The organism is Aminobacter ciceronei (assembly GCF_014138625.1).
GTDB lineage: Bacteria > Pseudomonadota > Alphaproteobacteria > Rhizobiales > Rhizobiaceae > Aminobacter > Aminobacter ciceronei.
Genome location: NZ_JACJHY010000033.1, coordinates 23,067 through 37,116 on the forward strand (window position 1 = coordinate 23,067; position 14,050 = coordinate 37,116).

Consider the following 14,050-nt stretch of genomic DNA (forward strand, 5'->3'; position numbering starts at 1 on the left):
CCATGATTTCGTTCCAGTAAAGGGTAAGGCGTTCGCCGATCCGGCAGCCGCGGCGGCTGCAGGTCGAAGTGCGCTGGCCCTGCGACGGAGGCATTTTTTGGGATTGATCCGGGCCATCGGGGCTCGGGTGGCATGACGAAGAGGGGCGCGGCCACGGAAGTGGCCGGATCAGTCGATGGATCGGTTTCTGTCAAGCGCGGTGAACAGGATCGATGCGAAGGGGCGGGTCTCCGTTCCGGCGCATTTCCGTGCCGTATTGCAGAAGCGCGGCTACGCCGAGCTCTATGCGCTCAGGGCACTCGACGTGCCGGCGCTGGATGTTGGCGGCCTCGACCTGCTCGACCGTTACGAGCAGCGCATCGCCCAAGAAGATCCGTTCCTGCAGACGGCGGACGACATGTCCTTTTTCATCCATGGCGACAGCACCTTCCTCAAGCTCGATCAGGATGGGCGCATTTCGGTGTCGGATTTCCTGCGCGAGCATACGGGGATCACCACCGACGTGGCCTTTGTCGGGCGGGGGCAGTTTTTTCAGATGTGGGAGCCGGAGCGGCTGCGCAGCCATGGCGCGGACGTGCGTGCCCGGCTCCTGAAGCTTCGGCAGGGGACGAAGCCTGGGGAGCGACCGGAATGACGGCTGGCCACGGCGATGACCATCTTGCTGTCGGCGGACCGGCCCGCCACATTCCGGTCCTCCTCGCCGAAGTTCTGAAGGCGCTTCATCCGCAGCCGGGCGACGTGGTCGTCGACGGCACGTTCGGTGCCGGCGGCTATACCAGGGCTATTCTCGCGGCCGGCGCGTCGGTGGTGGCAATCGACCGCGATCCTGATGCCATTGCAGCCGGGCGCGAGCTCGAAGCGCAGTCGAGCGGCAAGCTCCGTCTCGTCCAGGCGCCATTCTCCAGCCTCGACGAGCATGTCGAGCTCGTCGACGGTGTCGTGCTCGATATCGGCGTGTCGTCAATGCAGCTCGACCAGGCGCAGCGCGGCTTTTCCTTTCGCGCCGACGGTCCGCTCGACATGCGCATGGCCCAGGCCGGTGCCAGCGCCGCCGACGTCGTCAACCGCTTCAAATCAGGCGATCTTGCCCGTATCTTCGGTTTCCTCGGTGAGGAGCGCCACGCCGGGCGTATCGCCCGTATGATCGAAAGCCGCCGCGAGCGCCGCCCGTTCGAGCGCACGCTCGACCTGGCAGACGCCATCGAGACCCATATCGGTCGCGCGCCGAAGGACAAGATTCATCCGGCGACGCGCGTGTTCCAGGCGCTGCGCATCTATGTCAACGACGAGCTTGGCGAACTGGCGCGGGCGTTGTTCGCAGCCGAGCGTGCACTGAAGCCCGGCGGGCGGCTTGTGGTCGTCACCTTCCATTCGCTCGAAGACCGCATCGTCAAGCGCTTCATCACCGACCGCTCGTCGAGCCCGTCGCGGTCGCGCTACATGCCGGAACTCGAAACCATCGCCACGACCTTCGACAAGGCCGGCGGTGCTGTCGGTCCGAGCGACGCCGAGACGGCAATCAATCCGCGTTCGCGTTCGGCCAAACTCAGGGCTGCCGTTCGCACGACGGCTGCACCGCGCGCCGAAGACTATTCCATTTTCGGGCTTCCGAAGCTTCCCGACGTCAGCCAGTCGGGAGAAAGGTGAACCATGTTCCGCACCAGTGACATCGTGCTGATCGCCGTCATGGTTGGCGCCGCGGCGTTCACCTACAAGACCAAGGATGAGGCCGAGAACCAGCTCAAGGCCGTCAACAAGATCGAGGCGCAGATCCGCTTCGAGGAAGACACGATCGACCTGTTGAAAGCGGACTGGAGCCTGCTCACCCAGCCCGCGCGCCTGCAGAAGCTGTCACAGGTCTATGAGGCCGAACTCAAGCTGCAGCCGGTGGATGCGCGCCAGATCGTTGGCCTGAACGATCTGCCGGAACGCCAGTTGACCATCGAAGACATCACATCGGAGCGTTTCGGCGGCGTTGCCGAAGCCGCACCCGACCAGACCGTGACCGGAGGGATTGCCCGATGATCGGCTTGCTTGGCAGGAAGCGCGGCAAGGGTGAAGGCAAGCCCTCGATCGTCGTCGACAGCGCGCGCAAGGCGACCGGCGGCCGCACGCGCAACCGCGTCGTCATGACCATGGCGGTGTTCTTCGGCATCTATGCGACGATTGCCGGACGTCTCGTCTATCTCGGCATGCAGGACCCCGAGATGTCTTCGGGACCTGAATCGCGCGTTACGGCGTCGCGTCCCGATATCGTCGATCGCAACGGCGAGGTGCTTGCCACCGACATCAAGACGTCGTCGCTGTTCGCCGAGCCGCGCCGCATCGTCGATGCCGACGAGGCGATCGAGAAGCTCACCACCGTGCTGCCCGACCTTGAGGTCGAGCAGACCTATCTCAAGCTCAAGAGCGGCACCGGCTTTGTCTGGCTCAAGCGCCAGCTCACACCCAAGCAGCAGGCCGAGATCATGGCGCTGGGCATTCCCGGCATCGGCTTCCGAACCGAAAAGCGCCGCTTCTATCCCGGCGGTGAAACGGCTTCGCACATCGTCGGCCTGACCAACATCGACAACAAGGGCATTTCCGGCCTCGAGAAATACATCGACGATCAGGGTCTCGCCGACCTCCAGGCTTCGGGCCTGGCAATCGCCAAGGACCTCAAGCCGGTCAAGCTGTCCATCGACCTGCGCGTCCAGCACATCGTGCGCGACGAACTCGTCAGCGCCCTGGAGAAGTACAAGGCCATCGCCGCCGGCGCCGTCGTGCTCGACGTCAAGACAGGCGAGGTGCTGGCCATGGGCTCGGTGCCCGATTTCGATCCCAACAATCCCTACAACGCCCAGGACAAGGATCGACTGAACCGAATGTCGGCGGGCCTGTTCGAGATGGGGTCGACGATCAAGAGCTTCACCACCGCGATGGCACTCGATTCCGGCAAGGTGACGATGGACAGCACCTTCGACGCGCGCCGGCCGATCACCATCGGACGCCAGACCATCCGCGACTTCCACGGCAAGGGCAGGGTGCTGACCGTGCCTGAGGTGTTCATCTATTCGTCCAACATCGGCTCGGCGCGTGAAGCCGATGTTGTCGGCATCGAAGGCCACCGCGAGTTCCTGAAGCGCATGGGTCTGCTCGACCGCATGCAGACGGAGCTGCCCGAAGTTGCCCGTCCGACCGAGCCGAAGGTGTGGAAGAAGGTGCATTCGATCACGATCTCCTTCGGCCACGGCATGTCGACGACGCCGCTACAGACAGCGGTTGGCGCCGCCGCCTTGATGAATGGCGGCAAGCTGATACCGCCGACTTTCCTGACGCGGACCGAGGCCGAAGCCGACGCGGTTGCGACGCAGGTCATCAAGCCGCAGACCAGCGAGGATATGAGGTATCTCTACAAGCTCAACGCGACCAAGGGGTCGGGCGGTTCAGGCGCGCGAGCGCAGGTCGAGGGCTACCGTGTCGGCGGCAAGACCGGTACCGCCGAGAAGGTCGTCAACGGCCGCTACTCCTCCGACGTCCGTTTCAACGCCTTTCTTGCGGCATTTCCGATGGACAATCCGAAATACGTCGTGTTGACCATCGTCGACGAACCCAAGCGTGAACATCCGGGCGTGGGCGCAACGGCGGGCTTCAACGCGGCACCCATGGTCGCCAACATTATCCGCCGTTCGGCGTCTCTGCTTGGCGTGAAGCCAGAATTCGGCCAAGAAGCTGGGGCAACGCTGGCTTCCTACCCTTGATTCTGGGCGCGCAGAAGCGTCCTGCTTGTTTGTGACGAACGGAACTCGATGAAAATAGAAGACCTTGCTGGTGTCCTGCCCGTCGACGGGGTTCTGCCCCGGGATGTCGAGGTGAGCGGGGTTTCGTCGGATTCGCGGCAGGTAACGCCGGGGATCCTTTTCTTTGCCGTCTCCGGCAGCAAGGCGGACGGCGCGACCTATGCAGGCGATGCGGCCAGGCGCGGTGCAATTGCTGTCGTCGCGGCCAAGGGCGTCGATCTTTCTTCCGCCGGCCTGCCGGTGATCACGGTGGACGATCCGCGGCGGGCATTGGCGCTCGCGGCAGCGAAATTCTACGGCAGCCAGCCCGAAACCATGGTTGCCGTTACCGGCACCAGCGGCAAGACCTCGGTCGCCGCCTTCACTCGCCAGGTCTGGAAACATGCCGGCCTGGCCGCGGCCAGCATAGGTACGACAGGCGTCGTCGCGCCCGGTCGGGTCGAATACGGCCAGCTGACCACGCCCGATCCGGTCGCCTTGCACAAGCTGCTCGCTGAACTCGCCGCTTCAGGCGTGACCCACGCCTCGATGGAGGCTTCCAGCCATGGTCTCGACCAGCGCCGCCTCGATGGCGTGCGCCTCGCCGCCGCCGGCTTCACCAATCTTGGTCGCGACCACATGGATTACCATCCGACGGTCGAGGACTATCACCGCGCCAAGCTGCGCCTGTTCGACACGCTGTTGCCCAAAGGCGCGCCGGCGATCGTCTTCGCCGACGATGCCTGGTCCGCGCCGACGATCGGAGCGGCCCGCGCCGCGGGCCTCGACGTCTTGACCGTCGGCCGTAACGGCCAGTTCCTGGCGCTCAAGCGCGTCGAGCACGAACGCCACCGCCAGCGCGCCGAAATCGAATGCGGCGGCACCATCTATGAGATCGACCTGCCGCTGGCCGGCGATTTCCAAGTCTCCAACTCGCTCGTTGCCGCGGGGCTCGCGATCGCTACCGGCACCGACGTTGCCAAGGCGCTGGCAGCCCTCGAACATCTCGAAGGCGCGCCGGGCCGTCTCGACCTCGTCGGCACAACGGCGCAAGGTGCGCCCGTTTATGTCGATTACGCCCACAAGCCCGACGCGCTCGAAAACGTGCTGGCGGCTGTCAGGCCGTTCACCACCGGCCGCGTCATCGTCGTGTTCGGTTGCGGCGGCGACCGCGATCGCGGCAAGCGCCCGATCATGGGCGAGATCGCGACGCGACTGGCCGACGTCACCATCGTCACCGACGACAATCCACGTTCGGAGGTTCCTGAAACCATCCGCGCGGCCATCATGGCTGCGGCTCCCGGCGCCATTGAGATCGGTGACCGCCGCCGGGCGATCCACGAGGCCGTCGGCATGCTGCATGCGGGCGATACGCTGATCGTCGCCGGCAAGGGCCACGAGGAAGGCCAGACCATCGGCGCCGATACACTGCACTTCTCGGATCACGAGGAAGTCCGCAACGCGCTTGCCGGAGTTGCGGCATGAGTCTGTTGTGGACCTCCGAGGCGCTCGTTGAGGCGACAGGCGGCCGCCCGCTCGGCCAGATGCCGGAAGGCATTTCGGGCATTTCCATCGACAGCCGCAGCCTAAAACCCGGCGAGGCCTTTTTCGCCATCAAGGGCGACGCGATGGACGGCCACGACTTCGCTACCGCGGCGATCAAGGCCGGTGCCGGCCTGCTGGTCGTTGCCGAAGGCAAGCTGCCCGCCCTGGGGCGCCTGACGGCGCCCATGATCGTCGTGCCCGACGTGCTCGTTGCACTGGAGAAGGCCGGTATTGCGGCGCGTGCCCGATCGCGGGCACGGATCATCGCGGTGACCGGTTCCGTCGGCAAGACCTCGACCAAGGAAGCCCTGCGCCACGCTTTGTCGTCGGTCGGCAAGGTGCATGCCTCGGCCGCATCCTTCAACAATCACTGGGGTGTGCCGCTGACCCTGGCACGCATGCCCGAGGATTGCGACTACGCGGTCTTCGAAATCGGCATGAACCATCCCGGCGAGATCAGCCCACTGGTGCGCATGGTCCGCCCGCACATCGCCATCGTCACCCTGATCGCGGCGGCCCATCTCGGCTTCTTCCGCAATCTCGACGAGATCGCCAAGGCCAAGGCCGAGATCTTCGAAGGCGTCGAGCCGGGCGGGGCGGTGCTGCTCAACCGCGACGACGGCCGCTTCAAGCTGTTGGAAAAGTTCGCTCGCGCTGCCGGCATCGACAATGTCATGAGCTATGGCGAGAACGCCCGTGCCAATTTCCGCCTGCTGAAATGCACGCTGGAAGCCGATCATTCGATGGTCATGGCGCGCATCGGCGGCCGTGACGTGCCGGCCCGCATCGGTGCGCCAGGACGCCACATCGTCCAGAATGCGCTCGCCGTGCTGGGGGCAGCCCATCTCTGCGGCGCCGACGTTCCGACGGTCGCTACGGCGCTCGCCTCGATGACGGCAGAGAGCGGACGCGGCCAGCGCCACATTTTGCAGCTGCCGAACGGGCCGATCACGCTGATCGACGAGAGCTACAACGCCAATCCGGCCTCGATGAAGGCAGCGATCGAGCTGCTTGACGCGACGCCGATCCATGGCGCCGGCCGCCGCATCGCCGTGCTCGGTGATATGCTGGAGCTCGGCAGCCATTCGGCCAAGCTGCATCAGGCACTTGCCGAACTGATCGGCTCGACCAGGACCGACATGGTGCTGATGGCGGGACCGGAAATGAAGGCGCTTGCCGATACGCTGCCCGAGGGGTTCAGGGCCGAATATCGCAGCGGCGTCGAGGAGCTGAAATCCGTGCTCCTCACCACGCTGCGGCCCGGCGACGCGGTCATGATCAAGTCGTCGAAAGGCATTGGCTTCAATCGCCTGGTTGAAGCGCTCATCAAGACATTCCCGGCTGAGGCCGGCAACACCACACCGACCTGACGAGGTCTCGGGGGACCGATACGCATGCTAACTTTGCTTGTCGACTTTGCGGACAAGGTGTCGTTCTTCAACGTCTTCCGCTACATCACCTTTCGCACCGGCGGCGCGTTGATCACGTCGGCGCTGATCGTCTTCATCTTCGGGCCGGCGATCATCAACGCCCTGCGCCTGAGGCAAGGAAAGGGCCAGCCGATCCGCGCCGACGGTCCGCAAACCCATTTCAAGAAGGCCGGCACGCCGACCATGGGCGGCCTGATGATCCTCAGCGGCATCGTCGGGTCGACGCTTTTGTGGGCCAACATCACCTCCGTCTATGTCTGGGTGGTGCTGTTCGTCACCCTCGGCTTCGGCGCCATCGGCTTCTATGACGACTATCTCAAGGTGACCAAGCAGTCGCATCTCGGCCTGTCAGGCAAGGCGCGCCTCGGCATCGAATTCGTCATCGCCGGCATCGCTGCATGGGTCATCATGCACAATGGCCAGGCGCCGTTCTCGTCGTCGCTGACATTCCCGTTCATCAAGGATTTCCTGCTCAATCTCGGCTGGTTCTTCATTCCCTTCGCCTGCTTCGTGGTCGTCGGTGCCGGCAATGCCGTGAACCTGACCGACGGCCTCGACGGTCTTGCCATCGTTCCGATCATGATCGCGGCGGCTTCCTTTGGCGTCATCGCCTATCTCTCGGGCAACGCGGTCTTCGCCGAGTATCTGCAGATTCACTTCGTGCCCGGCACCGGCGAACTCGCCGTCATCCTGGGCGCCGTCATCGGCGCCGGCCTCGGCTTCCTCTGGTTCAACGCGCCGCCCGCCGCCATTTTCATGGGGGACACCGGCTCGCTGGCGCTTGGTGGCCTGATCGGAACGGTTGCTGTCGCCACCAAGCATGAGATCGTCATGGCGATCGTCGGCGGTCTGTTCGTCATGGAGGCGCTTTCGGTCATCATTCAGGTCGGCTTCTTCAAGATGACCGGGAAGAGGGTGTTCCTGATGGCGCCGATCCACCACCATTTCGAGAAACTTGGCTGGACCGAAAGCCAGGTTGTCATCCGCTTCTGGATCATTGCTGTTATCCTGGCGCTGATCGGCCTTTCCACCCTCAAGCTGCGCTGAGGCTCCCATGATCCCCGCGACGTCATTTCAGGGAAAGCGAGTGGCGCTCTTCGGCCTCGGCGGCTCCGGGATCGCGACCGCGCGCGCGCTCGCGGAGGGTGGGGCCGACGTGCTTGCCTGGGACGACAATCCCGAAAGCGTGGCGCGGGCCGCTGCCGAGGGCATTTCGACCGGCGACCTGCGCGGCGCCGACTGGGCCGGCGTCGCGTCCTTCGTGCTGTCGCCGGGCGTGCCGCTGACGCACCCCAAACCGCACTGGACCGTGGAATTGGCGCGTGGCGCCGGCGTCGAGATCATCGGCGACATCGAACTTTTCGCGCGCGAACGCCTGGCGACGGCGCCGACCGCGCCCTTCATCGCCATCACCGGCACCAACGGCAAGTCGACGACGACGGCGCTGACAGCGCACATCCTGCAGTCGGCCGGTCGTGATACGCAGATGGGCGGCAATATCGGTCGCGCCGTGATGACGCTGGATGCGCCGCGGCCCGACCGCCACTACGTCGTCGAGTGCTCGTCCTACCAGATCGACCTCGCGCCATCGATCAACCCGACTGCCGGTGTCCTGCTCAACCTGACGCCCGACCATCTCGACCGCCACGGCACCATGCAGCACTACGCGTCGATCAAGGAGCGCCTGGTCGCCGGCAGCGACACCGCCATCATCGGCGTCGACGACATCTACTGCGCCCAGATCGCCGACAGGCTCGAACGCGCCGGCAAGGAAGTCGTGCGTATTTCGAAGCGTCTTCCTTTGACCGACGGCTATTTCGCCGACGGCAGCGACCTGATGGAAGCAATCGACGGCCGCTACAGCCGCATCGCCTTCCTCGAAGGCATCGGTTCGCTGCGCGGCCAACACAACGCCCAGAATGCGCTCGCAGCTGTAGCTGCCTGTCTCAAGGTCGGGCTCGACCTCGGCGAGATCCAGGCCGGTCTCGAAAGCTTCCCCGGCCTTGCCCACCGCATGGAGCAGGTTGGCCGCAAGGGGCATGTGTTGTTCGTCAACGATTCCAAGGCGACCAACGCTGATGCCGCGGCACCCGCTCTGTCGAGCTTCCCGCGCATCTACTGGATTGCCGGCGGCTTGCCCAAGGAGGGAGGCATCGAGCCGCTGCGCAGCCTGTTCCCGCGCATCGCCAAGGCCTATCTGATTGGCGAAGCGGCTCCGGCGTTTTCCGCGACGCTTGGCGAAGCGGTGCCCTATGAAATCTCGGGCACGTTGGCGGCAGCCGTCGAGCACGCGGCCGAGGATGCCGCCAGGGACGATACGAGCGAGGCCGTGGTGCTGCTGTCGCCAGCCTGCGCCAGCTTCGATCAGTTCAAGAATTTCGAAATTCGCGGCGAAGCCTTCAGGCAAGCTGTAAATGCTATTGATGGCGTCAGCGCTATCGGAGGGGCAAGATAATGGCCAGCCGTCTCGACAGAAGTCCCGTCGCCTTGTGGTGGTGGACGGTCGATCGATGGTTCCTCGCGGCATTCCTGTCGCTGATGGGACTGGGCATCGTGCTTTCATTCGCCGCAAGCCCGGCGGTTGCCGAGCGCATCGGCCTGGACGGGTTCCACTTCGCCACCCGCCAGATCATCTTCACCATCCCCGCCTTGGCGGTGATGATCGCGGTGTCGTTCCTCGACACCAGGCAGATCAGGCGCATGGCGCTGGTGATGCTCTGCATCATGCTGGTGATGATGGTGGCCGTGCTGTTCATCGGCGTCGAGGTCAAGGGCGCCAGGCGCTGGCTGTCGCTGGCCGGTGTCTCGATCCAGCCCTCCGAGTTTCTCAAGCCGGCCTTCGTGGTCATCTGCGCCTGGCTGTTCGCCGAGCACGAGCGCCAGCCCGACATCCCCGGCAACCTGTTTGCCATGATCCTGCTCGGCCTCGTCGTGGCATTGCTTGTGGCGCAGCCAGACCTTGGCCAGACCATGCTGGTGCTGGGCACCTGGGGCGTGATGTTCTTCATGGCCGGCATGTCATGGTTCTGGATCATCGCGCTTGGATGCGTGGGCGCCGGCGGCCTGTTTGCCGCCTATACGATTTTCCCGCACGTCGCCGGACGTATCGACCGCTTCATGACCGGCGAGGGCGACACCTTCCAGGTCGACATGGGCCGCGACGCCATTATCAATGGCGGCTGGTTCGGCGTCGGACCGGGCGAGGGCACCGTCAAGCGGGTCATCCCCGACAGCCACGCCGACTTCGTCTTCTCCGTCGCCGGCGAGGAGTTCGGCATCATCCTGTGCCTGATCATCATGGCGATCTTTGCCTTCATCGTGCTGCGCGGCCTGCGCACCGCGCTCAGGGAGCATGATGACTTCACCCGCTATGCTGTTGCCGGCCTCGTCGTCGTTTTCGGCTTCCAGTCGGTCATCAACATGGGTGTGAACCTGCAACTGATGCCGGCCAAGGGCATGACGCTGCCCTTCATCTCTTATGGCGGCTCGTCGCTGATCGCGATCGCCATGTCGATGGGCATGGTGCTGTCCTTGACCCGCAAGAAGCCGGAAAAACTCAGGCCGGGTGGTTTCTCCGCCATGCCGCGCCATGTGGTTGCGGCCCAATAACATGGCCAAGGGAACTGTCATGCTTGCCGCCGGCGGGACCGGCGGCCATCTCTTTCCGGCCGAGGCGCTGGCACATGAACTGACCGCGCGCGGCTGGCAGGTGCATCTCGCCACCGACGACCGCGCCGAACGTTTCGCCGGCAAGTTTCCGGCTGCGGCCATTCATCCGATTTCATCGTCGACCATCGGCTCGAAGAACCCGATTGCGCTCTTGCGCGCCTTCTGGAGCATCTGGCGCGGCGTGCGCCAGGCCTCGAAGGTCATTGCCCAGATCAAGCCCTCCGTCGTCATCGGCTTCGGCGGTTATCCGACTCTGCCGCCGCTCTATGCCGCGACGCGGCGTTCCGTGCCGTCGATGGTGCATGAGCAGAACGCCGTGATGGGGCGCGCCAATAAGGCGCTTGCAGCCAGGGTCGATGCGGTCGCCGGCGGCTTCCTGCCCGAGAATGCCGGCGCCAATAGCGCCAAGGTCGTCGTGACAGGCAATCCGGTGCGCCCGGCTGTCATCGAGGCGGCGAAGACGCCTTACATTGCGTCGACCGGCGCGGATGCCTTCAATCTGCTGGTCTTCGGCGGCAGCCAGGGCGCGCAGTTCTTTTCCGACGCGGTTCCTGGTGCAATCGCGCTATTGAGCGAAGCGCAGCGCAAGCGCCTGTGTGTTACCCAGCAGGCACGCGTCGAGGATGCCGACAAGGTCAAGGCGGCCTATGCCAAGCTCGGCATCGCCGCCGACGTGTCGCCGTTCTTCGGCGACATGGCGCAGCGCATGGCGGCAGCGCATCTGGTGATCTCGCGCTCGGGTGCCTCGACGGTTTCCGAGATTGCGGTCATCGGCCGCCCGGCATTTCTGGTGCCTTATCCCTACGCGCTCGACCACGACCAGGCGGCGAACGCCGCGCGACTGGCTGCAGCCGGCGGCGGCGAAGTGCACCCGCAGGCAACGCTTTCGCCTGAGCGCATTGCCGAGCTGATCGGGGGTGCGATGGAGGATCCGGCGCGCATGGTGACGATGGCGGCTGCCGCCAAGTCAGTTGGCAAAGCGGACGCCACACGGTTGCTCGCCGACCTCGCAGAGGCTATTGCGTCCAAAACGCCCGTTTCGGAATTCAAGAAGGGAGTGCGGTCATGAAGATGCCGCAGACCATCGGCCTCGTGCATTTCATCGGCATCGGCGGCATCGGCATGAGCGGCATCGCCGAGGTGCTGCACAATCTCGGCTACAAGGTGCAAGGCTCCGACCAGTCCGAGAGCGCCAACGTCCAGCGCCTGCGCGACAAGGGCATCGAGTGCTTCGTCGGTCACAAGGCCGAGAACCTTGGCGACGCCGAGGTGATCGTCGTTTCGACCGCGATCAAGAAGACCAATCCCGAACTGCAGGCGGCACGCGAGAAGCTTCTGCCCGTCGTACGCCGCGCCGAAATGCTGGCCGAGCTGATGCGCTTCCGCAACGCGGTCGCCATCGGCGGCACCCACGGCAAGACCACGACGACCTCGATGGTGGCGACGCTGCTCGATGCAGGCGGGCTCGACCCGACCGTCATCAATGGCGGCATCATCAATGCCTATGGCACCAACGCCCGCATGGGCGAAGGCGAGTGGATGGTGGTCGAGGCCGACGAGAGCGACGGCACCTTCCTCAAGCTTCCGGCCGACGTCGCCGTCGTCACCAACATCGACCCCGAGCATCTCGACCACTACGGCACCTTCGACAAGGTGCGCGAAGCGTTCCGCCAGTTCGTCGAGAATGTGCCGTTCTACGGTTTTGGGGTGATGTGCACCGACCATCCCGAGGTGCAGGCGCTGGTCAGCCACATCGAGGATCGCCGCGTCATCACCTATGGCGAGAATGCCCAGGCCGACGTGCGTTTCACCAATCACCACATGGAAGGTGCCGTTTCGGTCTTCGACGTTGTCATCCGCAACCGCAAGTCGGCGACTTCGACCACCATCGAGGGCCTGCGCCTGCCGATGCCGGGCCGCCACAACGTCTCGAACGCCACAGCTGCCATCGCGGTTGCCACCGAACTCGGCCTTTCTGCCGAAGCGGTGAAGCGCGGGCTGTCGTCGTTCGGCGGCGTCAAGCGCCGCTTTACCCATACCGGCACCTGGAATGGCGTCGAGGTGTTCGACGACTACGGCCACCACCCGGTCGAGATCAAGGCCGTGCTGCGCGCGGCGCGCGAAGCCACCGCCGGCCGCGTCATCGCCATTGCCCAGCCGCACCGCTTCACCCGCCTGCGCGACCTGTTCGACGATTTCTCGGCCTGCTTCAACGACGCCGATACCGTCATGATCGCGCCCGTCTATACGGCCGGCGAGGATCCGATCGACGGCGTCAACTCGGAAGCCCTGACGTCCCGCATCCGTGCCGGCGGCCATCGCGACGCGCGTTACATCGATGGCCCGGCTGCCGTGGCGCCGATCGTGCGCGAACTGGCCATGCCGGGCGACTTTGTCGTCTATCTCGGCGCCGGCAACATCACACAATGGGCCTACGCCCTGCCGGGCGAGCTCGCCGGGGGCGGATCGTGATCGGAGGCGAGGCGCTCATAGCCAAACTCGGCGACCGGCTAACCGGCCTGCGCGGACGCCTCACGCCCAGCGCCGAGATGGAGAAGATCACCTGGTTCCGTGCCGGAGGCCTTGCCCAGGCGCTGTTCCAGCCGGCGGACGAAGAGGATCTGGCTGCCTTCCTGAAGGCTGTGCCGGAAGAAATCCCTGTCATGGTCGTCGGCATCGGCTCCAACCTACTGGTGCGCGAGGGTGGCATTCCTGGCTTCGTGGTTCGGCTGTCGGCCAAGGGGTTCGGCGAGGCCGAGGCAATTTCGGCGACCGGCATAAAGGCTGGTGCTGCGACGCCCGACAAGCGCGTGGCAGCCCTTGCGCATGACAACGGCATCGGCGGCTTTCATTTCTACCACGGCATTCCCGGCGCCATCGGCGGCGCCTTGCGGATGAATGCGGGCGCCAATGGCGTCGAGACGCGCGAACGCGTCGTCGAGGTCCGCGCGCTCGACCGCAAGGGCGACCTGCATCTGCTGTCGAATGCCGACATGGGCTACAGCTACCGTCAATCGGCTGCCGCAGCCGACCTGATCTTCACCTCGGCGACCTTCGAGGGTTATACGGAGGACAAGGACGCCATCAAAGCGGCGATGGATGCGGTCCAGCACCATCGCGAGACGGTGCAGCCGATCCGCGAGAAGACGGGCGGCTCGACCTTCAAGAATCCCGAGGGAACCTCGGCCTGGAAGGAAATCGACAACGCCGGCTGCCGCGGACTGATGATCGGCGGCGCACAGATGTCGCCGCTGCATTGCAATTTCATGATCAACACCGGCAACGCCAGCGGCTATGATCTCGAGTATCTTGGCGAGACGGTGCGCAGCCGCGTGCTCGAGAATTCGGGCATCCGCCTGCAGTGGGAAATCAAGCGTCTCGGCAACTTCAAGCCCGGCCACGAAGTGCAGGAATTCTTGGGGCAATTGCTCTAGGCGGCGCGCTCCGCCGGAGCAGCAGGAGCCTGTGAAGGCCATCCGAAATGACGATCTTCGAAAGGCCTCGGCGCATCCTCGCCGGGGCCTTTTTGCGACCCGAATTCCGCCTTTTCCTCTGGTCATCCTGCAGGTCAATGGAAGTCGCATTGGTCATGAAATTGCAACGAATTCCAATCGGCTCTTGCCACGGAATCAAGTCTCTGATTCTCTG

12 protein-coding genes are annotated in these 14,050 nt (G+C 64.6%); all 12 read left to right on the plus strand.

The features are described from left to right. The first annotated feature begins 175 nt into the window (after positions 1 to 175). From mraZ to murB, 12 genes are read left to right on the plus strand one after another with little or no spacing between them, the layout of a single operon-like run. A complete protein-coding gene (mraZ, locus tag HNQ95_RS26745; protein WP_067960365.1) occupies positions 176 to 634 on the plus strand; it encodes a division/cell wall cluster transcriptional repressor MraZ in 459 nt (152 codons plus the stop codon). Next, complete coding sequence (gene rsmH / locus HNQ95_RS26750) at positions 631 to 1,647, plus strand: 16S rRNA (cytosine(1402)-N(4))-methyltransferase RsmH (RefSeq protein WP_067960368.1); 1,017 nt, start codon at positions 631 to 633, stop codon at positions 1,645 to 1,647. Before mraZ ends, rsmH begins: the two co-directional genes overlap by 4 nt. Positions 1,648 to 1,650: 3 nt before the next feature. Then, positions 1,651 to 2,025, plus strand: a complete 375-nt coding sequence (gene ftsL / locus HNQ95_RS26755) for a cell division protein FtsL (RefSeq protein ID WP_067960370.1) — start codon at positions 1,651 to 1,653, stop codon at positions 2,023 to 2,025. Beyond that, a complete protein-coding gene (locus tag HNQ95_RS26760) occupies positions 2,022 to 3,740 on the plus strand; it encodes a peptidoglycan D,D-transpeptidase FtsI family protein (RefSeq protein ID WP_067960374.1) in 1,719 nt (572 codons plus the stop codon). Before ftsL ends, HNQ95_RS26760 begins: the two co-directional genes overlap by 4 nt. A gap of 48 nt (positions 3,741 to 3,788) precedes the next feature. Continuing rightward, positions 3,789 to 5,243 carry a UDP-N-acetylmuramoyl-L-alanyl-D-glutamate--2,6-diaminopimelate ligase gene (locus HNQ95_RS26765; RefSeq protein ID WP_067960378.1) on the plus strand — a complete coding sequence of 485 codons (1,455 nt, stop codon included), beginning with the start codon at positions 3,789 to 3,791 and terminating at the stop codon, positions 5,241 to 5,243. Then, positions 5,240 to 6,673, plus strand: coding sequence for a UDP-N-acetylmuramoylalanyl-D-glutamyl-2,6-diaminopimelate--D-alanyl-D-alanine ligase (locus tag HNQ95_RS26770; RefSeq protein WP_067960381.1), 1,434 nt, complete (start codon positions 5,240 to 5,242; stop codon positions 6,671 to 6,673). Before HNQ95_RS26765 ends, HNQ95_RS26770 begins: the two co-directional genes overlap by 4 nt. 24 nt (positions 6,674 to 6,697) lie before the next feature. Next, a complete protein-coding gene (mraY, locus tag HNQ95_RS26775; RefSeq protein WP_067960384.1) occupies positions 6,698 to 7,780 on the plus strand; it encodes a phospho-N-acetylmuramoyl-pentapeptide-transferase in 1,083 nt (360 codons plus the stop codon). A 7-nt stretch (positions 7,781 to 7,787) separates the two neighbouring features. Beyond that, on the plus strand, positions 7,788 to 9,188 hold the full coding sequence (gene murD, locus HNQ95_RS26780) for a UDP-N-acetylmuramoyl-L-alanine--D-glutamate ligase (RefSeq protein WP_154386686.1): 1,401 nt from the start codon (positions 7,788 to 7,790) through the stop codon (positions 9,186 to 9,188). Beyond that, the gene (gene ftsW / locus HNQ95_RS26785; RefSeq protein WP_067960389.1) at positions 9,188 to 10,342 is read left to right on the plus strand and encodes a putative lipid II flippase FtsW; all 1,155 of its coding nucleotides are present in this window, start codon (positions 9,188 to 9,190) and stop codon (positions 10,340 to 10,342) included. The genes murD and ftsW overlap by 1 nt, the downstream gene beginning before the upstream one ends. Position 10,343: 1 nt before the next feature. Continuing rightward, positions 10,344 to 11,471: an undecaprenyldiphospho-muramoylpentapeptide beta-N-acetylglucosaminyltransferase gene (gene murG / locus HNQ95_RS26790; protein WP_067960393.1), complete on the plus strand. Its 1,128-nt coding sequence runs from the start codon at positions 10,344 to 10,346 to the stop codon at positions 11,469 to 11,471. Beyond that, entirely contained in the window at positions 11,468 to 12,874 is a 1,407-nt protein-coding gene (gene murC / locus HNQ95_RS26795) for a UDP-N-acetylmuramate--L-alanine ligase (protein ID WP_182575648.1), read from the plus strand. Before murG ends, murC begins: the two co-directional genes overlap by 4 nt. Then, the gene (murB, locus tag HNQ95_RS26800) at positions 12,871 to 13,836 is read left to right on the plus strand and encodes a UDP-N-acetylmuramate dehydrogenase (RefSeq protein WP_067960398.1); all 966 of its coding nucleotides are present in this window, start codon (positions 12,871 to 12,873) and stop codon (positions 13,834 to 13,836) included. The genes murC and murB overlap by 4 nt, the downstream gene beginning before the upstream one ends. Positions 13,837 to 14,050 lie beyond the last annotated feature (214 nt).

Excerpts from the sequence above, each read along its gene's own strand:
- mraZ (WP_067960365.1), top strand. The coding sequence starts at position 176 with ATGGATCGGTTTCTGTCAAGCGCGGTGAACAGGATCGATGCGAAGGGG.
- rsmH (WP_067960368.1), top strand. The coding sequence starts at position 631 with ATGACGGCTGGCCACGGCGATGACCATCTTGCTGTCGGCGGACCGGCC.
- ftsL (WP_067960370.1), top strand. The coding sequence starts at position 1,651 with ATGTTCCGCACCAGTGACATCGTGCTGATCGCCGTCATGGTTGGCGCC.
- HNQ95_RS26760 (WP_067960374.1), top strand. The coding sequence starts at position 2,022 with ATGATCGGCTTGCTTGGCAGGAAGCGCGGCAAGGGTGAAGGCAAGCCC.
- HNQ95_RS26765 (WP_067960378.1), top strand. The coding sequence starts at position 3,789 with ATGAAAATAGAAGACCTTGCTGGTGTCCTGCCCGTCGACGGGGTTCTG.
- HNQ95_RS26770 (WP_067960381.1), top strand. The coding sequence starts at position 5,240 with ATGAGTCTGTTGTGGACCTCCGAGGCGCTCGTTGAGGCGACAGGCGGC.
- mraY (WP_067960384.1), top strand. The coding sequence starts at position 6,698 with ATGCTAACTTTGCTTGTCGACTTTGCGGACAAGGTGTCGTTCTTCAAC.
- murD (WP_154386686.1), top strand. The coding sequence starts at position 7,788 with ATGATCCCCGCGACGTCATTTCAGGGAAAGCGAGTGGCGCTCTTCGGC.
- ftsW (WP_067960389.1), top strand. The coding sequence starts at position 9,188 with ATGGCCAGCCGTCTCGACAGAAGTCCCGTCGCCTTGTGGTGGTGGACG.
- murG (WP_067960393.1), top strand. The coding sequence starts at position 10,344 with ATGGCCAAGGGAACTGTCATGCTTGCCGCCGGCGGGACCGGCGGCCAT.
- murC (WP_182575648.1), top strand. The coding sequence starts at position 11,468 with ATGAAGATGCCGCAGACCATCGGCCTCGTGCATTTCATCGGCATCGGC.